Annotated in this window: 19 protein-coding genes; all 19 read left to right on the top strand. The window is 71.2% G+C overall.

Annotation, left to right across the window (positions count from 1 at the left end; translation table 11 throughout):
• The first annotated feature begins 70 nt into the window (after window positions 1-70).
• Entirely contained in the window at window positions 71-1,216 is a 1,146-nt protein-coding gene (locus C9J87_RS13395; protein ID WP_107705757.1) for a ferredoxin reductase, read from the top strand.
• Entirely contained in the window at window positions 1,213-2,418 is a 1,206-nt protein-coding gene (locus tag C9J87_RS13390; RefSeq protein ID WP_232820047.1) for a fatty acid desaturase family protein, read from the top strand. Before C9J87_RS13395 ends, C9J87_RS13390 begins: the two co-directional genes overlap by 4 nt.
• Window positions 2,419-2,472: 54 nt before the next feature.
• On the top strand, window positions 2,473-3,303 hold the full coding sequence (locus C9J87_RS13385) for an SGNH/GDSL hydrolase family protein (protein WP_198652351.1): 831 nt from the start codon (window positions 2,473-2,475) through the stop codon (window positions 3,301-3,303).
• A gap of 42 nt (window positions 3,304-3,345) precedes the next feature.
• The gene (locus C9J87_RS13380) at window positions 3,346-3,951 is read left to right on the top strand and encodes a LysE/ArgO family amino acid transporter (RefSeq protein WP_010831652.1); all 606 of its coding nucleotides are present in this window, start codon (window positions 3,346-3,348) and stop codon (window positions 3,949-3,951) included.
• Window positions 3,952-3,972: 21 nt separating this feature from the next.
• A complete protein-coding gene (locus tag C9J87_RS20010) occupies window positions 3,973-5,217 on the top strand; it encodes a low temperature requirement protein A (RefSeq protein ID WP_010831653.1) in 1,245 nt (414 codons plus the stop codon).
• Window positions 5,218-5,226: 9 nt separating this feature from the next.
• Window positions 5,227-6,048 (top strand): hypothetical protein, encoded by an 822-nt coding sequence (locus C9J87_RS20005; RefSeq protein WP_198016936.1) that lies wholly within the window; start codon window positions 5,227-5,229, stop codon window positions 6,046-6,048.
• Window positions 6,045-6,905: an ATP-grasp domain-containing protein gene (locus tag C9J87_RS13370; protein WP_010831655.1), complete on the top strand. Its 861-nt coding sequence runs from the start codon at window positions 6,045-6,047 to the stop codon at window positions 6,903-6,905. Before C9J87_RS20005 ends, C9J87_RS13370 begins: the two co-directional genes overlap by 4 nt.
• A gap of 112 nt (window positions 6,906-7,017) precedes the next feature.
• A complete protein-coding gene (locus tag C9J87_RS13365; protein WP_107705756.1) occupies window positions 7,018-7,533 on the top strand; it encodes a SigE family RNA polymerase sigma factor in 516 nt (171 codons plus the stop codon).
• Window positions 7,530-8,687, top strand: a complete 1,158-nt coding sequence (locus tag C9J87_RS13360) for a hypothetical protein (protein ID WP_010831657.1) — start codon at window positions 7,530-7,532, stop codon at window positions 8,685-8,687. Before C9J87_RS13365 ends, C9J87_RS13360 begins: the two co-directional genes overlap by 4 nt.
• Before the next feature lie 193 nt (window positions 8,688-8,880).
• Entirely contained in the window at window positions 8,881-10,518 is a 1,638-nt protein-coding gene (gene groL / locus C9J87_RS13355) for a chaperonin GroEL (protein ID WP_036490046.1), read from the top strand.
• Between the two features lie 223 nt (window positions 10,519-10,741).
• Window positions 10,742-11,251 (top strand): SRPBCC family protein, encoded by a 510-nt coding sequence (locus tag C9J87_RS13350; protein ID WP_107705755.1) that lies wholly within the window; start codon window positions 10,742-10,744, stop codon window positions 11,249-11,251.
• Entirely contained in the window at window positions 11,248-11,778 is a 531-nt protein-coding gene (locus tag C9J87_RS13345) for a nucleotidyltransferase family protein (protein WP_232820046.1), read from the top strand. The genes C9J87_RS13350 and C9J87_RS13345 overlap by 4 nt, the downstream gene beginning before the upstream one ends.
• A 54-nt stretch (window positions 11,779-11,832) precedes the next feature.
• Entirely contained in the window at window positions 11,833-12,714 is an 882-nt protein-coding gene (locus C9J87_RS13340) for an AAA family ATPase (protein WP_107705754.1), read from the top strand.
• Window positions 12,711-13,823: a vWA domain-containing protein gene (locus C9J87_RS13335; protein WP_107705753.1), complete on the top strand. Its 1,113-nt coding sequence runs from the start codon at window positions 12,711-12,713 to the stop codon at window positions 13,821-13,823. Before C9J87_RS13340 ends, C9J87_RS13335 begins: the two co-directional genes overlap by 4 nt.
• Window positions 13,816-14,949: an XdhC family protein gene (locus tag C9J87_RS13330; protein WP_198652350.1), complete on the top strand. Its 1,134-nt coding sequence runs from the start codon at window positions 13,816-13,818 to the stop codon at window positions 14,947-14,949. The genes C9J87_RS13335 and C9J87_RS13330 overlap by 8 nt, the downstream gene beginning before the upstream one ends.
• Window positions 14,950-15,002: 53 nt before the next feature.
• Entirely contained in the window at window positions 15,003-16,232 is a 1,230-nt protein-coding gene (locus C9J87_RS13325) for a transcriptional regulator (protein WP_010831664.1), read from the top strand.
• A gap of 81 nt (window positions 16,233-16,313) precedes the next feature.
• Window positions 16,314-16,778: a (2Fe-2S)-binding protein gene (locus C9J87_RS13320; protein ID WP_010831665.1), complete on the top strand. Its 465-nt coding sequence runs from the start codon at window positions 16,314-16,316 to the stop codon at window positions 16,776-16,778.
• Window positions 16,775-19,246 carry a xanthine dehydrogenase family protein molybdopterin-binding subunit gene (locus C9J87_RS13315; RefSeq protein WP_107705751.1) on the top strand — a complete coding sequence of 824 codons (2,472 nt, stop codon included), beginning with the start codon at window positions 16,775-16,777 and terminating at the stop codon, window positions 19,244-19,246. Before C9J87_RS13320 ends, C9J87_RS13315 begins: the two co-directional genes overlap by 4 nt.
• Window positions 19,243-20,097, top strand: a complete 855-nt coding sequence (locus C9J87_RS13310; RefSeq protein ID WP_010831667.1) for an FAD binding domain-containing protein — start codon at window positions 19,243-19,245, stop codon at window positions 20,095-20,097. Before C9J87_RS13315 ends, C9J87_RS13310 begins: the two co-directional genes overlap by 4 nt.
• Window position 20,098: the final 1 nt, after the last annotated feature.

Below are 20,098 nucleotides of genomic sequence, written 5' to 3'. Positions count from 1 at the left end.
GTCGGGTGTGACCCACCTCACGCGTGGGGCAACGCCCGGGCCGCGAGGCCCCGTCGGAAAGGCTCAGTCCGTGGTGGAACGCGCAGCCCGACCCCAGATCTCCCAAGTGCGGAGGACGCTCGTCAAGGTGGGGCGCACGCTGACCACACCGCTGGTGCCCGACGACTACCTCGAGCTGCTCAACCCCCGGTGGTCGATGCGCGAGCTGCGCGGGCACGTCGTCTCGATCACCCCCGAGACGCCCAGCTGCAGCACCATCGCGATCCGGCCCTCCGCTCCCTGGCGCGGGCACCGCGCCGGGCAGTACCTGCGTGTGGGCGTCGAGATCGACGGCATCCGGCACTGGCGCGCCTACACACTGACCTCGGACCCGGACCACCCCGACGGACTGCTCTCGATCACCGTCAAGCACGTCGACGAGGGCGCGGTGTCCCCGTGGTTCACCGAGCTGTGCCAGCCCGGCGAGATCGTCTTCCTGGGTGACGCGGAGGGGAGCTTCGCGGTCCCGGAGCCGGTGCCCGCCAAGCTGCTGATGATCACCGCCGGCAGCGGGATCACCCCGGTGTGGAGCCTCCTGCGGGGACTGGCGGCGCGCGACGGGCTGGGCGACGTGGTGCACGTGCACTGCTGCCACGACGAGGACGACTTCATCTTCGGCCGCGCCCTGACGGCCGCGGACGAGCGGGAGCCGGGCTACACCTTGGTGACCCACTACCGCCGCGACCACGACCGCCTGGCGCCCGACGGCCTGGATCGGCTGTGCCCCGACTGGCGCGAGCGGACGACGTTCCTGTCCGGCCCGGGCGAGCTCATCGACACCTTCGTCGCCCACTGGGACGAGCACGGCGACCGCGACCTGCTCCACCTCGAGCGGTTCCAGCCGGTCATCGGCGGGGACGCGACGGTGGCCGCCGGGGAGGGAGGCGTCATCCGGTTCCGGGTGACCGACTTCGAGGCCACGAGCGACGGCCGCACCTCCATTCTCGAGGCGGGGGAGCAGGCCGGCGGCACGCTGCCCCACGGCTGCCGCATGGGCGTGTGCCACACGTGCAAGTGCACGTTGATCCACGGTCGCGTGCGCGACCTCCGCACCGGCGAGGTGAGCGGCATCCCCGGCGAGTCGATCCGCACCTGCATCAACGCACCCGAAGGTCCCATCGAGCTGGACGAGGGCCACGTGGTCATCAAGGGAACCAACGCGAGGAGTCAACGATGAATCCCACCCCGGTCGCTGCCGACAAGCAAGGCACGATGGAGGACCCGAACCATCCGCTCAACCGGCTCACGCCCGAGCAGGTGGAGGAGCTGGGCCGCGAGCTGCAGGCCATCCACGACGAGGTGTTCGCCGAGCTGGGCGCCACCGACGCCGCCTACATCCGGCGCCTCGTCAAGGTGCACCGACGCCTGGCGGCGCTGTCGCGGATCGCGCTGATGAACTCCCGCTTCACCCCGATGCTGGTCGCGGGCACCGCGGGCCTCTCCGTGGCGAAGATCCTCGAGAACATGGAGCTGGGCCACAACATCCTGCACGGCCAGTGGGACTGGATGAACGACCCCAAGATCCACTCCTCGACCTGGGACTGGGACAACGTCACGCCCTCGAGCGCGTGGAAGCACTCCCACAACTTCGTGCACCACACCTACACCAACGTCCTGGGCAAGGACCGCGACGTCGGCTACGACACGATCCGCATCGACCACCGCCAGCGGTGGAAGCCGGCCTACCTCGCCCAGCCGGCCTACAACGTGCTGCTCGCGATGTTCTTCGAGTGGGGCATCGCGATCTACGACCTCGACTTCCCCGCGGTCAAGAAGGGACGCAAGTCCAAGGAGCAGCTCCACGACGAGGTGCGTGCCATCGGCCGCAAGGCCGGTCGGCAGGTGTTCAAGGACTACATCGCCTTCCCGCTGCTGAGCGGGCGCGGCTGGAAGCGCACCCTGGCGGCCAACCTCACCGCCAACGTGGCGCGCAACGTCTGGACCAACGCGATCATCTACTGCGGTCACTTCCCCGACCAGGCCTACGTCTTCACCAAGTCCGAGGCCGAGGACGAGTCGCAGGGTGCGTGGTACCTCCGCCAGCTCATCGGAGCGGCCAACATCGAGGGCAGCGACCTGTTCCACCTGATGAGCGGCAACCTCAGCTTCCAGGTCGAGCACCACCTGTTCCCCGACATGCCCTCCTCGCGCTACAAGGAGATCGCGCCGCGGGTCAAGGAGATCTGCGAGGCCTACGAGCTGCCCTACAACACGGGGCCGTTCCTCCAGCAGTGGTGGTCGGTGCCACGCAAGATCCTGCGACTCGCGCTGCCGGGAGGTGGCCCGAGGCCCAAGCCGGGCCCCTACGTCGCGCCGCCGGTGCCGGCGCACGCGTCGGGCGGTGACGCCCTGCGGGCGCCCTTCCCCTCGGCCGTCTGACTCCGGCCACCTCCTGTTGGCCCGCGGTTCCGATGGGTGTGGTTGAAAGCGCCCATGGACGCGAAGGTGTGGGCACGACTGGGAGTGGCAGCAGGAGTGCTGGGCGGGATCTCCGGCGCTTCGGCGTACGGCGCCCGGGAGATGCTGAGCCGACAGGCGGCGGTCGCCCGGAGCCGGATCGGCGACCCGCTCGGGCACGTCGCGCCGAGCGCGGACAAGACCTACAAGAAGCGCTACGGCGACCCCGTCGAGCTCGTGGTGCTGGGTGACTCCATCGCCGCGGGTCTGGGGGCCGACCATCCCAAGCACACCCTCGGCGGCGGCCTGGCGCGGCGCGTCGCGAAGCGCACCGGCCGGGCCGTGCGGCTGCGGACGGCCGCGGTCGTGGGCTCCGAGTCGAGCGTGCTGGCCGAGCAGATCGAGGGGTTGCCGGCGACGTACAGGCCGGACGTCGCCGTCATCGTCGTCGGCGGCAACGACGTGACCCACCGGATCCCGACGGCCGACTCGATCCGGCACCTCACGGAGGCGATCGGCGCCCTGCAGGAGCTCGGCGCCGAGGTCGTGGTGGGCACGTGTCCCGACCTCGGTGCGCTGCGTCCGGTGCCCCAGCCGTTGCGGGCCCTGGGGTCGCGGGCCTCACGCCAGCTGGCCGCCGCCCAGCGCGAGGCCGCGCTGACCCACGGCGCGCGTGCGGTGTCGCTGGCGCACGTCGTCGGGCCGTTCTTCATCACCAACCCCGACGAGATGTTCAGCCTCGACCGCTTCCACCCCAGCACCCACGGCTACAAGCGCACGGCGAAGGCGATGCTGCCGTCGGTCCTCGCCGCGCTGGGGTACGCCGACGACCTGCCCTTCGGCCACCACGCGCCGTCGGCAGGGTGACCTCAGGCCGCCGCGGCCAGCAGCGACCCCTAGCCTCGGGTCGTGCCCACCACCCTGCTCGCCGGCTTGGGCAGCGGTCTCTCGCTGATCATCGCCATCGGCGCGCAGAACGCGTTCGTGCTCCGCCAGGGCATCCGGCGCGAGCACGTCGGCGCGGTCGCGCTGCTGTGCGCCCTCGCCGACGCGTTGCTGATCGGGGCCGGGGTGCTCGGGATCGGCACCCTCGTCGAGCAGGCGCCGGTCGTGCTGGAGGTCGTCAAGTGGGGCGGGGTGGCCTTCCTGCTCTGCTATGCCGTGCTCGCGCTGCGCCGCGCCGTACACCCCGAGACGCTGCGGGCCGGGGAGACGGCGACCGGGGCGTCGCTCAGGGCGGCGCTGACCACCGCCGCTGCCCTGACCTTCCTCAACCCGCACGTCTACCTCGACACCGTGCTGCTGCTCGGCTCGATCGCCAACCAGCACGGCGCCGACGGCCGCTGGGTGTTCGCGGTCGGCGCCACGCTGGGCAGCTTCGTGTGGTTCTTCGCCCTGGCGTACGGCGCCCGCCGGCTCGCGCCACTGTTCGCGAAGCCGATGGCGTGGCGGGTCCTCGACGGGTCGATCGCGGTCGTGATGACCCTGATCGCGCTCAGCCTCGCCCTCGACTGATCGCCCCTAGACTCGTCGGCTGTGACCCAGGACGAAGCGCACCGTGTGACGCGGATGAGCGGACGCGACCCGCACGAGACCCACCGCACCGCGACCCCGCTCGAGCTGCTCTACGACCTGACGTTCGTGATCGCCTTCGGGCTCGCGGCCGACGAGCTGGCGCACGCACTGGCGGCCGACCACCTCGCCGTCGGGTTGGGCGGCTTCGCCTTCGCGATGTTCGCGGTCACGTGGGCCTGGATCCAGTACACGTGGTTCGCCAGCGCCTACGACACCGACGACTGGTTGTGCCGGTTGATGGTGCTGGTGCAGATGCTCGGCGTCCTGGTCCTCGCACTCGGGCTGCCCGCGATGTTCGCCTCGCTCGAGCACGGCGAGCACCTCGACAACCGGGTGATGGTGCTCGGCTACGTCGTCATGCGCGTGCCGATGGTGGCGATGTGGCTGCGCGCCCACCGGGGCGACGCCTCGCGCTCCCGCGCGCCCCTCGTCTACGTCGCCACGATCGTGGTCTCGCAGCTCATCTGGTGCTGGATCGCGCTCGCCGACCTGAGCATCCGCGAGACCCTGGTCGCGATGGTCGTGCCGTTGCTGATCGAGCTCGGTGGCCCGGTCTTCGGGGAGCGGCTCGCGACCCAGCACCGCATCCCGTGGCACGCCCACCACCTGGCCGAGCGCTACGGCCTGCTCGTCATCATCGCGCTCGGCGAGGGACTGCTCGGCACGGTCGCTGCGCTGAGCGCGATCGTCGGGCCGGACGGGCCGGGCTGGACGTGGGACGTCGCGGTGCTGGGCTTCGCAGGCGTCGCGATGACCTTCGGCATGTGGTGGATCTATTTCGTGCTGCCCAACGGCGAGCTGCTCCACCGGCACCGCGAGCGGGCGCTGCCGTGGGCCTACAGCCACTTCGCCATCATGGCCGCCCTCGTCGCCGTGGGTGCCGGGCTGCACGTGGCGGCCTTCTTCGTCGAGCACCACAGCGAGCTCGGCAGCTTCGCGACCGTCCTCACGGTGGCGGTGCCGCTGGCGGCGTACGTCCTGGGCACCTTCGGCCTCTACACGCTGCTCACGCGCACCTTCGAGCCCTTCCACGTGGTGCTGCTCGGCGGGACCACAGGCGTGGTGGTCGCCGCCGTGCTGATGGCCCGCTCCGGTGTCCCGCTCGAGTGGTGCCTGCTCGTGCTCGCGGCCACGCCGTGGGTCACGGTCGTCGGCTACGAGACCATCGGCCACCGCCGCACGGAGGACGTCCTGGCCGCGGGCTAGGGTTCCCCGGTGACTCTTCGCCACTCCGCTTCCTCCGTCGTACGCCGCGTGGCGGGCCGCGTCCGGACCGTGGAGGACGCTCCTGCCGCCGACCCGAAGGCGGAGCGCCGGCAGCGGCTGATGGGCCTCGACCTCACCGAGCTGGCCGTCGAGTTCGGCACCGACAAGTGGGGCGTGCACCGCTACACCCCGCACTACCAGCGCCACCTCGAGCACCTGCGCCAGCAGAAGTTCGTGCTGCTTGAGATCGGCATCGGCGGCTACACCCGCAAGCGCCGCAGTGGCGCCTCGCTGAAGATGTGGCGCTGGTTCTTCCCGAGGGCGCGGATCGTCGGCCTGGACATCGAGGACAAGTCGTTCCTCGACGGCGGCCACATCCAGACCTACCTCGGCGACCAGACCGACCCCGGGATCCTGCAGCGCATCATCGCCGAGGAGGGCGCCCCGCTCGTCGTGATCGACGACGGCAGCCACATCCCCGAGCACGTGCGGGCCACCTTCGCGATCCTCTTCCCGTTGCTGCCCGACGGCGCGATCTACTGCATCGAGGACATCCAGACGTCCTACTGGCCGGCCTGGGGTGGCGCCGTCGATCCGCGTGCGACGGGCACCTCGATGGATCTCGTCAAGAGCCTCGTCGACGGGCTGAACCACGAGGAGCTCCTCGTCGAGGACTACGAGTCGAGCTACACCGACAAGCATGTGAGGGCCGTTCACTGCTACCACAACCTCGTCGTCATCGAGAAAGGTGACAACGTCGAGGGCAGCAACCGCGACACCGCGGCGCACACCTTCCACGGCAGCAACGACGACCCTGCGGAGACCCCTTGACCGTCCTGATCGCGACCTTCGCCGGCATGCCCGAGGGCGAGCCCGGCTTCGAGGCCCTCGACAAGGCGCTGGTCGCCCGCGGGGTCGACTTCGCGTGGGCGGTGTGGGACGACCCGTCGGTCGACTGGGCCGCGGCCGACCTCGTGGTGGTCCGGTCCACGTGGGACTACGCCGTGCGCGCCGGGGAGTTCCTGGCCTGGGCCAGGTCGCTCGACCAGTCGCGCCTGCTCAACGGCGCCGACGTCTTCGAGTGGAACCACGACAAGTCCTACCTCCTGGAGCTCGGCCCCCTCCCGACCGTGCCCACCCGCCTCGCGGCGACCTCGGCCGAGTTCGGCTCCGCGATCGCCGAGTTCGGCACGGCCGTGGTCAAGCCCCGCGTCAGCGCCGGCGGTGCCGGGCTGATCGTCGTCAGTGACCCCCTCGACGGGCGGCTCGGCCAGACGCTGCGCAGCCACCCGACGTACCCACCCGTCGGCGGCCCGTGGATCGCGCAACCGCTCGTGGAGTCGGTGCGCACCCGCGGCGAGGTGTCGGTGTTCGTGCTCGCCGGACAGGTGATCTCGCAGGTCGACAAGCTGCCGGTGGGCGACGAGGTGCGCGTGCACGAGCAGTTCGGCGGCGGCTCGCTGCCGGTGCCGATCGACGAGACGATCGCGGCCGTCGCGCTGGCGGCCAACGACTGGCTGACCGGGCGCTTCGGGCGCGAGCTCGACTACGTCCGCGTCGACCTCTTGTCGTACGGCGACCAGTGGGTCGTGTCCGAGCTTGAGCTGATCGAGCCGGGGCTCTACCTCGACATCGTCCCCGGCAACGCCGAGCCGTTCGCCGACCTGATCGCCTCGCGGCTGTCGTGACGCGACTTGAGCGGCCATATGGACGCTCAACACGCGGCATTCGGCGCGCCCACCGTCCAAATACCTGCTCAGGTGCTCCAACCTTTCGTTGCACGATGGCGTTGAGGTGGACATGGAACAACAACCGGACGATCGCGAGTCGTTCACGGCCTGGGCGACGACTCGTCGGCCACGGCTGCTGCGCACCGCGACCTTCCTGACCGGCGACCGCGGCCGCGCCGAGGACCTCGTCCAGGAGGCGCTGACCAAGGTCGCGCAGCGCTGGCCGCGGTTGCGCGACGGCAGTCCCGACGCCTACGCCCGCCAGATCCTCGTGCGCGACAACATCTCCTGGTGGCGCCGCAACCGGCTCGAGCTCGTCTCCGACGTCCCCGATCCGGGTCGTACGGCGCCGGGTGACACCGGGGTCGAGCGCCGGCTCCTGCTCCTCGATGCCCTGCGTCGACTGACCGAACGGCAGCGGGCCGTGCTGGTGCTGCGCTACTTCGACGACCTCTCCGAGGCCGAGATCGCGCTCGTCCTCGGCGTCTCCGCCGGCACCGTCAAGAGCACCGCCCACCTGGCCCTGCGCCGGCTGCGCGAGCTCGCGCCCGAGCTCAGCGACCTGCTCTCCCTGGAGACCTCATGACCGACTCCGCCCTCCGCGACCTCTTCCACGACGCGGCTCCCTCGTTGGATGGACCCGGCCCCGCCGCCATCGACCGCGCCTGGCGGGACGGAACCCGCCGCCGCGTCGGTGCTCGGGTTGCCGTGGTCGGCTCGGTCGCGGCGACCGTTGCCGTCGTCACCGGCGTGGCGCTGGTCGGCGGGTCCGACGGTCGGGTCGCTCCGGACCCGTCTGTGGACGCGCCGACGTCGACTCCCACCCCGCCGGTGACGGGGCCGCCGGTGGCCGAACAGGTCGGGAAGTACGCCGGCGCGGACGTGTGGTGGGCTCCGTCGGTGACGGACGAGTCGTCCCTGCCGCCGCTGTCCGTCGCGCAGCTTCCGCCGGTTGTCGACCTCGACGCGGCGCAGGAGGAAGCGGTCGGCGAGCCCGTGGTCGGGCTGTTCTCCGGCCGGGGTGAGCGGGCATTCGCGCTCACCGCGAGCCAGCGCGTCATCGAGATCGACACGTCCCGACTCGAGACGCTCACCGACGAGGCCGGGAATCGACGGAATCCGCTGTCCTCCTACTCACTGTCTGCAGACCGGCAGAGCGCGTTCTTCATCCAGAAGAGCTCGCTCGAGGTGCTCGACTTCGTGACGGGGGAGTGGACCACCATCGACACCCCGGACTGGCTGGCCGAGGAGGCGCGCTGGATGATGCCGGACCAGATCTGGCTGCCATCGCGATTGGGCGACGACTCTGGAGGGACCATCCATCCGGTGGGGCCCGGGGTGACGACGACGGCCACGATCGACTGGGTCCGCGGTTGGTCGGGCCCCGACGACCAGCCGTGGGGGCCGGTCGTCTTCGGACGAGGTGGCACCGCCCAGGCGGCGTTCGCCGGTCTCGACCTGGTCAGCCCCACCCGCTTCGCGGCACCGGAGGTCATCTTCGTGGACCAGCGCGGGGAGCGGAGCGTGCTGGCCTTCGACCGCGGCCCGGGCGAGGAGGGCACCCGCGTCAAGGGCTGCTGCATCCCGCGCGCCTGGATCGACGAGGACACGGTCCTCTTCTCGTCCGTGAGCACGGAAGGCCAACGGATCCTCGCCTGGGACGTCGGTACGCCGACCGTCCACCTCGTCAGCGACATCCGCGGACCGGCGAGCCTCACCGCGCTCGCGGACCTCTCCTGACGTTTGCACTCTCCTAGGCCGAGTGCTAAACATGAGGCTGGCACTCTCGGCATGAGAGTGACAACACGGCAGGTGACGCTGAGGTCGTCGGCGCTGACGGGAAGGGTCCGTCGGAGGCTGGGGATCGTCCGTCGCGGGCAGCCCACCAGCGCCGTACACAGACTCGACTCATGACGAAGGAAGCTCACGAGTTATGGCAAAGTTGATTGCTTTCAATGAGGAAGCCCGCCGCGGACTCGAGCGGGGAATGAACACCCTCGCCGACGCGGTGAAGGTGACCCTCGGTCCCAAGGGCCGCAATGTCGTCCTGGAGAAGAAGTGGGGCGCCCCCACGATCACCAACGATGGTGTGTCCATCGCCAAGGAGATCGACCTCGAGGACCCCTACGAGCGCATCGGCGCCGAGCTGGTCAAGGAGGTCGCGAAGAAGACCGACGACGTCGCCGGTGACGGAACCACCACCGCGACCGTGCTCGCCCAGGCGATGGTCCGCGAGGGCCTGCGCAACGTCGCCGCGGGTGCCAACCCGATGAGCCTCAAGCGCGGCATCGAGGCGGCTGTCTCGGCGCTGTCCGACCAGCTGCTCTCCATGGCCAAGGAGGTCGAGACGCGCGAGCAGATCGCCGCCACGGCCACGATCTCCGCCGGTGGCGACACCACCGTCGGTGACGCCATCGCCGAGGCGATGGACAAGGTCGGCAAGGAAGGCGTCATCACGGTCGAGGAGTCGAACACGTTCGGCATCGACCTCGAGCTGACCGAGGGCATGCGCTTCGACAAGGGCTACATCTCGGCCTACTTCGCCACCGACCTCGAGCGGATGGAAGCGGTCCTGGAGGACCCCTACATCCTGATCGCCAACTCGAAGGTCTCCACGGTCAAGGACCTCCTCCCGCTGCTGGAGAAGGTCATGCAGTCCGGCAAGCCCCTGCTGATCATCGCCGAGGACGTCGACGGCGAAGCGCTGTCGACCCTGGTCGTCAACAAGATCAAGGGCACCTTCAAGTCGGTCGCCGTCAAGGCTCCCGGCTTCGGTGACCGTCGCAAGGCCATGCTCCAGGACATCGCCATCCTCACGGGCGGCCAGGTCATCTCCGAGGAGGTCGGCCTCAAGCTCGAGTCGGCCGGCATCGAGCTCCTCGGCCAGGCCCGCAAGGTCGTCATCACCAAGGACGAGACCACCATCGTCGAGGGCGCTGGCGACCAGGGCCAGATCGAGGGCCGGGTCAACCAGATCCGCGCCGAGATCGAGAAGTCCGACTCCGACTACGACCGCGAGAAGCTGCAGGAGCGCCTGGCCAAGCTGGCCGGCGGCGTTGCGGTCATCAAGGTCGGCGCGGCCACCGAGGTCGAGCTCAAGGAGCGCAAGCACCGCATCGAGGACGCCGTTCGCAACGCGAAGGCTGCCGTCGAGGAGGGCATCGTCGCCGGAGGTGGCGTCGCGCTGGTCCAGGCCGGCACCGAGGCGTTCGCCAAGCTCGACCTCGAGGGTGACGAGGCCACGGGTGCCAACATCGTGCGCGTCGCGATCGAGGCCCCGCTCAAGCAGATCGCGATCAACGCCGGTCTCGAGGGTGGCGTCGTCTCCGAGAAGGTCCGCAACCTGACGCCCGGTCACGGGCTCAACGCGGCCACGGGCGACTACGTCGACATGATCGCCGAGGGCATCATCGACCCGGCCAAGGTCACGCGCTCTGCCCTGCAGAACGCTGCCTCGATCGCGGCGCTGTTCCTCACCACCGAGGCTGTCGTGGCCGACAAGCCCGAGAAGGCTGCGGCCATGGGCGGCGGCGACGGCGGCATGGGCGGCATGGGCGGCATGGACTTCTGATCCGCCCCGTTCCACCAGCACCATTCGGCAGGGCCCTCGTCTTCGGACGGGGGCCCTGCTCCATTTCCCGGGCGCCGCGGTCCGAATCGTCCGAGTGGACGAAGCTGCACGGGCGGTACGGCGCAGGGCCGGCGCTGCGACGTACCGAATCGTCCACGTGGACGGTCCTGCTCGGCAGCCCACGACCTCACCTAGTCTCGACCCACCGACCACGAGGAGACCGATGACCCGCGAGATGCAGGTGAGCGACAGCGTCGTCATCGACGCCGATGCCGAGACGATCTGGGCGCAGGTCGCCGATCCGACGCAGATGCCTCGGTGGAGCCGGGAGAACACCGGGGCGACGACGCCCGAGGCTGGTCGTCCGCTCACGGTCGACGAGCGGTTCGACGGCACCAACAAGCGTGGCCGGGCGCGCTGGATCACCGGGTGCGTGGTCACGGCCTCCGAGCCGGGGCAGCGGTTCGCCTTCGACGTACGCAAGATCGGTGCGCGCACGCCCCGCGTCAAGGGCCGCATCGCCACCTGGGCCTACGACTTCGAGACGGTCGAGGGCGGCACCCGGGTCACCGAGACCTGGACGGACCAGCGCACCTGGCCCGACTGGGCGGCCGCCGCCTTCGACCGCACCGTCACGGGCGGCCAGCTCTTCGCGGACTTCCAGCGCCGCAACATCCGGCGCACGCTGGCCGCGATGAAGGCCGACTTCGAGAGCACCGACCGCACCTCGTGACGGGCACGACCGGACTCCTCCTCGCCGCCGGGGCAGGTCGGCGGATGGGCACCCCCAAGGCGCTGGTCGACGACTGGCTGCGCCGGTCGGTGCAGGTGCTCACCGAGGGCGGCTGCGAGCGGGTGTACGTCGTGCTCGGTGCCGCGGCAGGAGAGGCGCGGACCCTGCTCGAGGACCTGCCGGTCGAGGTCGTCGTCGCCGAGGACTGGTCCGACGGGATGGGCGCGAGCCTGCGCGCTGGCCTCTCGCAGGTCCCGCCGGAGTGCGACGTGCTGATCACCCTCGTCGACCTGCCCGACGTCGGCGCGGACGTCGTGGCGCGGGTGCTGGCGACCGGAGCGACGCTGGCGCGCGCGGCGTACGACGGCAGGCCCGGACACCCGGTGCTGATCGGCAGCGACCACGTCGGTCCCCTCATCGCGACGCTGCACGGCGACGAGGGCGGCCGGGCCTACCTCGGGGCGCACGACGTGACGATCGTCGAGTGCGGCGACCTCGCGACCGGCGCGGACGTCGACCGGCGCTGAGACCAACCAGGAAGCCAACGTCCTGCCAACGTCCCTGGTCGTAGCCTGACCAGCATGGACCCGGTCATGCACGATGCCGCCGACGTCGCAGCGCGCCTCGGGGCGACCGGCTACCTCGCCGACGACGAGCTGGCGACGGTGCTGTTCCTGACGATGCGGATGCAGCGCCCGCTGCTGCTCGAGGGCGAGCCCGGCACCGGCAAGACCGCGCTGGCCGAGGCGCTCGCGGAGTCGCTCGACCTGCCGCTGATCCGGCTGCAGTGCTACGAGGGCATCGACGCGACCCAGGCCCTCTACGACTGGGACTTCCCGCGCCAGATCCTGCACCTGCGTGCGCTGGAGGCCGCCGGCACCGATGCCACGGCGGAGGAGGCGGAGAAGAGCCTGTACGACGAGCGGTTCCTGCTCGCCCGACCGGTGCTGGCCGCACTGCAGCAGTCGCCGGCCGTGCTGCTCATCGACGAGGTCGACCGCGCCGATGACGAGTTCGAGGCGTTCCTGCTGGAGGTGCTCTCGACGTGGCAGGTCACGATCCCTGAGCTCGGGACGGTCAGCGCCGCGACGCCGCCGCACGTCGTGCTGACCTCCAACCGCACCCGCGAGCTGCACGACGCGCTCAAGCGGCGCTGTCTCTACCACTGGATCGACCACCCCGGCCTGGACCGCGAGGTCGCGATCGTCCGCTCCCGTGCACCCGAGGTGGCCGAGGCGCTGGCGCGCCAGGTCGTGGGCGTCGTCCAGCAGTTGCGCGACCGCGACGACCTGCTCAAGCCGCCGGGCGTGGCCGAGACGCTCGACTGGGCTCGGGCGCTGACCCACCTCGGCACCACCCACCTCGACCTCGCCACCGCGGCGGCCACGCTCGGTGCGCTGGTGAAGTACCGCGAGGACGCCGACCGGGTGCGCCAGGCGCTGGACCGGATGCTCACCACATGACTCATGCAGCCATCGATCCGCTGCCGGTGCTGCTGGGGTTCACCAGGGCGCTGAAGGCGGCCGGCGTGCCCGTGACACCCGATCGCGCCCACGGGTTCGTCGAGGCGACGGCGCTCGTCGGGCTGGGCGACCAGCAGGCGACGTACTGGGCTGGACGGGCGACGCTGTGCGCCGGTCCCGACGACCTCGCACGCTACGACCAGGTCTTCGAGGCGTGGTTCGACCCGCGCGGGGAGCTGCCGCGGCGCCGCGAGTCCGGCCTGCCGATGCCGGCGGCGCCCGCGCTGCCCACCGTCGACGCGCAGGAGGGCGGCGACGGCGGGGAGGAGGGCGAGGCGCTGCGCGCGGCCGCCACGACGACCGACGTGCTCCGGCACCGCGACGTCGCGACCCTGGATGCGGCGGAACGGCAGCGACTGGCCGCGTTGTTCGCCGGGCTGCGGCCGACCGCCCCGGTGCGGCGCACGGCCCGCCACGAGCGCTGGCACCGCGGACGCCTCGACGCCTCCCGCACGATGCGCGACTCGCTGCGCCGGATGGGGGAGCCCGGCGAGCTGGCCTGGCGGCGTCGGCGGCTTCGCCCGCGCCGGGTGGTGCTGCTCGTCGACGTGAGCGGCTCGATGAGTGCGTACGCCGATGCGCTGCTGAGGCTCTCGCACCGGTTCGTCGCCACGCAGCCGAGGGCGGAGGTGTTCACGCTCGGCACCCGTCTGACCCACGTCACCCGCGCCCTGCGGCACCGCGACCCCGACCGGGCGCTCATCGCCGCGGGCGATGCCGTGCCGGACTGGTCGGGGGGCACCCGGCTCGGCGAGACGCTGCGCGTCTTCCTGGACCGGTGGGGCCAGCGCGGGATGGCCCGCGGCTCGGTCGTCGTCGTCTTCAGCGACGGGTGGGAGCGCGGCGACGCCGCACTGCTCGGCGAGCAGATGGCGCGGCTGCACCGCATCGCGCACCACGTCGTCTGGGTCAACCCGCACCGCGGGAAGCCCGGCTACGCGCCCGTGCAGCAGGGGATCGCGGCCGCGCTGCCGCACGTCGATGACTTTGTCGCAGGCCACTCGTTGGCCACGTTCGAGGAGCTGGTGGAGGTGGTCGGGCGTGCGTGAGGTGCTGGACGAGCTGGTGGCGTGGTGGGAGGCCGGCGAGACCGTTGGTGTGGGCACCGTCGTGGCGACCTTCCAGTCGGCGCCGCGACCGGCCGGCGCCTCGATGCTGGTCGGCCCCGACGGCACGGCCGTCGGCTCGGTCTCCGGCGGCTGCGTCGAGGGCGCCGTCTACGAGGAGGCCCAGGACGTCGTCGGCTCCGGGGAACCGGTGCTGCGCCGCTACGGCGTCTCCGACGACGACGCCTTCGCGGTCGGGCTGACCTGCGGCGGCATCCTCGACGTCTTCGTCGAGAGGGTGTCGCAGCAGACCTTCCCGCAGCTGGGCGAGATCGCCGCCGACGTGCGCGCGGGCCGGCCGGTCGCCGTCGCCACCGTCATCGAGCACCCCGACCCCACCTGGCTCGGCCGCCGGATGGTCGCGCGGCCGGACACCGACGCCGTCGGGTCGATCGGGTCGCCGCGCGCCGACGACGCGGTGCATGACGACGCGCTCGGCCTGCTCGCGACCGGCAGCAACGCGACTCTGACCTACGGCCCCGACGGCGAGCGCCGCGGCGAGGGGATGCGGGTGTTCGTCTGGGGGTTCGCGCCGAAGCCGCGGATGCTGGTCTTCGGCGCCATCGACTTCGCCGCCGCCGTCGCCCGGGTCGGCTCCTTCCTCGGTTACCACGTGACGGTGTGCGACGCCCGGCCCGTGTTCGCGACCACCAGCCGCTTCCCCGAGGCCGACGAGGTCGTCGTGGACTGGCCGCACCGCTACCTCCGCGCCGAGGTCGAGGGCGGCCGCCTCGACCGGCGCACCGTGCTGGCCGTGCTGACCCACGACCCCAAGTTCGACGTCCCTCTTCTCGAGGTCGCGCTGCGGCTGCCCGACGACGCCCGCCCTGCCTACATCGGCGCCATGGGCTCGCGCCGCACCCACGACGACCGGATGGCCCGGCTCCGCGAGGCCGGGCTGGCCGACGACGAGCTCGCGCTGCTGTCGTCGCCGATCGGGCTCGACCTCGGCGCGCGGACCCCCGAGGAGACGGCGATCTCGATCGCCGCCGAGATCATCGCCGGACGCTGGGGCGGGACCGGTGAGCGCCTCGCCGGCACCGCCGGGAAGATCCACCACGACCGCTGACGAAGCGGCCCCCGCGGGGCTACGGTGGGGCTCGACCCCTCTGGAGACCCCCGATGACCACCGACGACCTGCACTCGCGCCGCGTCGACGCCGTGCGCGCCTGGACCAGCTTCGTCACGCTCGGTGACGTCGCGGAGCCGACCGTCCGACCGGAGATCCGGCGCAGCTGGGAGCTCTCGGGAGTCGTCTCCCCGACCGTGACCCAGGCGCCGCTCGCCGACGAGGCGACCACCGCCGAGTTCTGGCGGGACTCACCGCTGCAGACCGCGGTCGCGCGGGTCCAGGACGAGCTGCGCCGCACCGCCGAGGACGGCGACCTCGTGATCGCGGTGACCGACGAGGAGACGCGCATCCTGTGGACGTACGGCGGTCGCGTCATGCGTCGCAAGGCCGAGTCGGTCAACTTCGTCCCGGGCGGGCGGTGGGACGAGGCAAGCGTCGGCACCAACGCGCTCGCCATCGCCGGGCGCACCGACGCGCCGTCGATGGTCTTCAGCGCGGAGCACTACGCCCAGGTGGTCCACAACTGGGTGTGCTGGGCGGCGCCGGTGCACGACCCGACCACGGGCCGACCGCTCGGGGTCATCGACCTCTCGACCACGTGGGACCGCACCCACCCGATCGGGCTCGCGACGGCCCGGGTGATGGCACGGCTGATCGAGACGGCCCTGCCGGCCTCGCGTCGCTCTCCCGTGACCGGCATGGCGGCGCCCGACGAGCCCGGGCTGACGCTGACCCTGCTGGGCACCGCCCAGGTGTGGCTCGACGGCGAGCGGTTGCTCCTCAACCGTCGGCAGACCGAGATTCTCGCCCTCCTGGCGCTGCACCCCGCGGGGCTCTCGGTCGAGCAGCTGCACTCACTGCTCTACGGCGACTCCTCGGTGACCACCTCCACGCTCAAGGCGGAGGTCTCCCACCTCCGCGCGGCTCTTCGGGGCCAGCTGTCGTCTCGCCCCTACCGCCTCACCCTGCCGGTCACCACCGACATCGACGAGGTGCAGCGACGGCTGCGCGTCGGGGACGTCCGTGAGGCGCTCGCGGCCTACGGCGGAGACCTGCTGCCCGGCACCGAGGCCCCCGCCCTCGTCGAGATGGCCGACTACCTCGCCGTCAGCGTGCGCGAGGCCCTGCTCGTCAACCCCGATCCCGATGCGGTGCTTCGCTACATCGAGCTGGCGCCGTACGACACCTATGTGATCGAGCGGTGCCTGGCCGAGCTCGGGCACCGCAGCCACCCCGCGGTGCCGCTCCTCAAGGGCCGGCTCGCCGCCGCGAGACCCTGAGCCGGCGGCGCAACCTTTCGCCAACCACGCCTTCCTAGGGTGATCGCCATCACAGCGCCACTCAAAGCGAAGGCGGAACCGATGGCCAGGATCGAACTCACCGTCGACGGAGCAAAGGTCTCCGACGACGTCGAGCCCCGGATGCTGCTGGTGCAGTATCTCCGCGAGAAGCTCGGCAAGACCGGCACCGTGATCGGGTGCGACACCAGCAACTGCGGTGCGTGCACGGTGCACCTCGACGGCCGCAGCGTGAAGAGCTGCAACGTGCTCGCCGTGCAGGCCAACGGCCGCGAGGTGACCACGATCGAGGGGCTCGCCGACGGCGACCAGCTGCACCCCGTGCAGGAGGCGTTCCGCGAGTGCCACGGCCTCCAGTGCGGCTTCTGCACGCCCGGGATGATCATGCAGGCCGTCGACCTGCTGGGGGAGAACCCGAGCCCCACCGAGGCCGAGGTGCGTGAGGGCATGGAGGGCAACCTCTGCCGCTGCACCGGTTACCACAACATCGTGAAGTCCGTCCTGCACGCGGCGGGAGGTGCGAAATGACCGCCGTGGCCGACAAGCCCGACCTCGAGATCGGCCGCGACCGCCGGCGCAAGGAGGACCAGCGCCTCATCACCGGCCGCACCCGCTGGACCGACAACCTCGTGCTGCCGGGGATGCTCCACCTCGCGATGGTCCGCAGCCCGTTCGCGCACGCCAAGATCGTCAGCATCGACACCGAGGCGGCCAAGCAGTCGCCCAACGTCGTCGGCGTCTTCACCGGCGCCGACCTGGGCGAGGCGCAGGGCGCGTGCATCAACGCCTGGGCCATCACGCCCGACCAGGTCACTCCGCCGCACGTGCCGATGCCGTCCGACCGGGTCGCCTTCGCCGGCGAGACCGTCGCGGTCGTCGTCGCGCGCACCGCGGCCGAGGCCCGCGACGCCGCCGAGCTCGTCGACGTGGAGTACGACGAGCTGCCGGCCGCGCTCGACCTCAAGGAATCGGCCGCGGACACCGTCCTCGCGCACCCCGACCTCGGGACCAACAAGAGCGCCCTGTGGGTCTTCGACTCCGCCGAGGCCGGCACCGGCTCCAGCGCCGACGCGGCGATCGAGAAGGCACGTGGCGACGGCATCGTGATCGAGCGCGAATATCGCCAGCAGCGCCTCATCCCGGCCTTCATGGAACCGCGCTCGACGGTCGTCGACCCGACCGGTGAGCAGATCACCGTGTGGAGCGCCACCCAGATCCCGCACATCCTGCGGTTCGCGATCGCCGCCACGACCGGGGTGCCCGAGTCGAAGATCCGCGTCATCGCCCCCGACGTCGGCGGCGGCTTCGGCGGCAAGCTGCAGCAGACGCCGGAGGAGATGATCACCTTCGCGGTGGCCCGCAAGCTCGGCAAGCCGGTGAAGTACACCGAGACCCGCTCCGAGTCGCTGATGACCGCCCACCACGGTCGCGACCAGTGGCAGAAGCTGACGCTGAGCGCGGAGAAGGACGGCACGGTCACCGGCCTCAAGGTCGAGCTGACGGCTGACCTCGGTGCCTACATCGCCATCGTCGGCGGCGGCGTGCCGGTGCTGGGCGCGTTCATGTTCAACGCGATCTACAAGTTCCCGGCCTACCACTTCTCCTGCCAGACGGTGCTCACCAACAAGACCTGGACCGACGCCTATCGCGGCGCCGGCCGGCCCGAGGCGACCTATGCGATCGAGCGGCTGATGGACGAGCTCGCGATCGAGGTCGGCGTCGACCCGCTGGAGATCCGCGAGAAGAACTGGATCAAGCACGAGGAGTTCCCCTTCACCACGGTCGCCGGCCTGGAGTACGACTCCGGCAACTACGAGGCCGCGACCGCCAAGGCCAAGGAGGCGTTCGGGTACGACGAGCTGCGGGCCGAGCAGAAGCAGCGTCGGGAGTCCGGTGACCGCATCCAGCTCGGCATCGGCATCTCCACCTTCACCGAGATGTGCGGGCTCGCGCCGTCACGCGTGCTCGGCTCGCTCAACTACGGCGCCGGCGGCTGGGAGCACGCGAGCGTGCGGATGCTCGCGACCGGGAAGGTCGAGGTCATCACCGGCGCCTCTGCCCACGGCCAGGGCCACGAGACGGCGTTCAGCCAGATCGTCGCCGACCGGCTCGGCGTCGCCTTCGAGGACGTCGAGGTGCTGCACGGCGACACCCAGATCGCCCACAAGGGACTGGACACCTACGGCTCGCGCTCCCTCGTCGTCGGTGGCGAGGCGCTGGTCAAGGCTGCCGACAAGGTGATCGAGAAGGCCAAGCCGATCGCGGCGCACCTCCTCGAGGCGAGCGTCGACGACATCGAGTTCAGTGCGGGCCGCTTCAGCGTCCGCGGCACCGACCAGGGGCTGGCGATGGCCGAGATCGCGATGGCGACCTTCGCGGCCCACAACCTGCCCGACGGGATCGAGCCGAGCATCGACAGCGACGCGACGTACGACCCGGTCAACTTCAACTATCCGCACGGCACCCACCTGTGCGCGATGGAGGTCGACACCGAGACCGGCGGGGTGCTGATGCGCAAGTACGTCTGCGTCGATGACATCGGCAACATCATCAACCCGATGATCGTCGAGGGCCAGGTGCACGGTGGGCTGGCGCAGGGGATCGCGCAGGCGCTGTGGGAGGAAGCGGTCTACGACGACTCCGGGACCCTCGTCTCGGGCTCCTTCGTCGACTACCTGCTGCCCACCTCCGCCGACACGATCAGCTTCGAGGTCGACCACACCACGACCGCCTCGACGACCAACACGCTCGGAACGAAGGGCGTCGGCGAGGCCGGCACCATCGCCTCGACCCCGGCCGTCGTCAACGCGGTCGTCGACGCCGTACGCCAGTTCGGGGTCAACGACATCCAGATGCCCTGCACCCCGGAGCGTGTGTGGCGCGCGATCCACAGCGGTGACGGCGGCGACGAGACGGAAGGCGCCGCGGCGCCGCACTTCACGGAGGAGACCGGGATGCAAGGGCAGACCGACCGCACGGACGGGGCGAACCAGTGATCCCCGTCCAGTTCGACTACCTGGCGCCGACCAGCGTCGAGGAGGCGCTGGCCGCCCTGGCCGAGCACGGCGACGACGCCAAGGTCATCGCCGGCGGCCAGAGCTTGCTGCCGGTGCTGCGGATGCGCCTCAACGCCCCGGAGGTCGTCATCGACCTCGGTGGCATCGCCGAGCTGCGCGGCATCCGCGAGGACGGCGACTCGCTCGTGATCGGCGCGATGACCACCCACCACGACGTGCTCAACGACGCGCTGGTCAAGGAGCACGCGCTGCTCCTCGTGCGCGCCGAGCACCAGCTGGCCGACGCGCAGATCCGGCACCGCGGCACCTTCGGCGGCGCGCTCGCGCACGCAGATCCCGCGGGTGACCTCGGGGCCCCGGCGCTGGCGCTGGGCGCGGAGTTCGTCATCGCCGGTCCCGGTGGGTCGCGCACGGTGGCGGCCGACGACTTCTTCGTGGACCTCTTCGAGACCGCGATCGCCGAGGGCGAGCTGCTGACCGGGATCCGGGTGCCCAAGCACACGGGCTGGGGCGCGCACTACGAGAAGTTCGTCCGCGTCGCCCACCAGTGGCCGATCGTGGCCGTCGCAGCCGCGGTCAAGGTCGACGGCGGCACCATCAGCGAGGCCCGGGTCGGGCTGACCAACATGGGCTCCACCCCGATCCGCGCCCGTGCGGTCGAGGAGGCGCTGGTCGGCCAGCCCGCGACCGAGGACGCGGTGCGTACGGCGGCCGCGCTCGCGACCGAGGGCACCAACCCGCCCTCCGACCTCAACGGCGCGGCCGACTACCGCAGCCACCTCGCGCAGGTGCTGACCCGGCGGGCCGTGCTGGCCGCCGCGGGGGCGTGAG

Origin of the sequence: Nocardioides allogilvus, assembly GCF_003047285.1 — a bacterium.
Taxonomy (GTDB): Bacteria; Actinomycetota; Actinomycetes; order Propionibacteriales; family Nocardioidaceae; genus Nocardioides; species Nocardioides allogilvus.
This window is presented reverse-complemented; position numbering and strand designations above follow the sequence as displayed.

Bases quoted from the DNA above. Each gene is read 5' to 3' on its own strand.
- C9J87_RS13390 (WP_232820047.1), top strand. From the start codon at position 1,213: ATGAATCCCACCCCGGTCGCTGCCGACAAGCAAGGCACGATGGAGGAC.
- C9J87_RS13385 (WP_198652351.1), top strand. From the start codon at position 2,473: ATGGACGCGAAGGTGTGGGCACGACTGGGAGTGGCAGCAGGAGTGCTG.
- C9J87_RS13365 (WP_107705756.1), top strand. From the start codon at position 7,018: ATGGAACAACAACCGGACGATCGCGAGTCGTTCACGGCCTGGGCGACG.
- C9J87_RS13360 (WP_010831657.1), top strand. From the start codon at position 7,530: ATGACCGACTCCGCCCTCCGCGACCTCTTCCACGACGCGGCTCCCTCG.
- groL (WP_036490046.1), top strand. From the start codon at position 8,881: ATGGCAAAGTTGATTGCTTTCAATGAGGAAGCCCGCCGCGGACTCGAG.
- C9J87_RS13350 (WP_107705755.1), top strand. From the start codon at position 10,742: ATGACCCGCGAGATGCAGGTGAGCGACAGCGTCGTCATCGACGCCGAT.
- C9J87_RS13340 (WP_107705754.1), top strand. From the start codon at position 11,833: ATGGACCCGGTCATGCACGATGCCGCCGACGTCGCAGCGCGCCTCGGG.
- C9J87_RS13335 (WP_107705753.1), top strand. From the start codon at position 12,711: ATGACTCATGCAGCCATCGATCCGCTGCCGGTGCTGCTGGGGTTCACC.
- C9J87_RS13325 (WP_010831664.1), top strand. From the start codon at position 15,003: ATGACCACCGACGACCTGCACTCGCGCCGCGTCGACGCCGTGCGCGCC.
- C9J87_RS13320 (WP_010831665.1), top strand. From the start codon at position 16,314: ATGGCCAGGATCGAACTCACCGTCGACGGAGCAAAGGTCTCCGACGAC.
- C9J87_RS13315 (WP_107705751.1), top strand. From the start codon at position 16,775: ATGACCGCCGTGGCCGACAAGCCCGACCTCGAGATCGGCCGCGACCGC.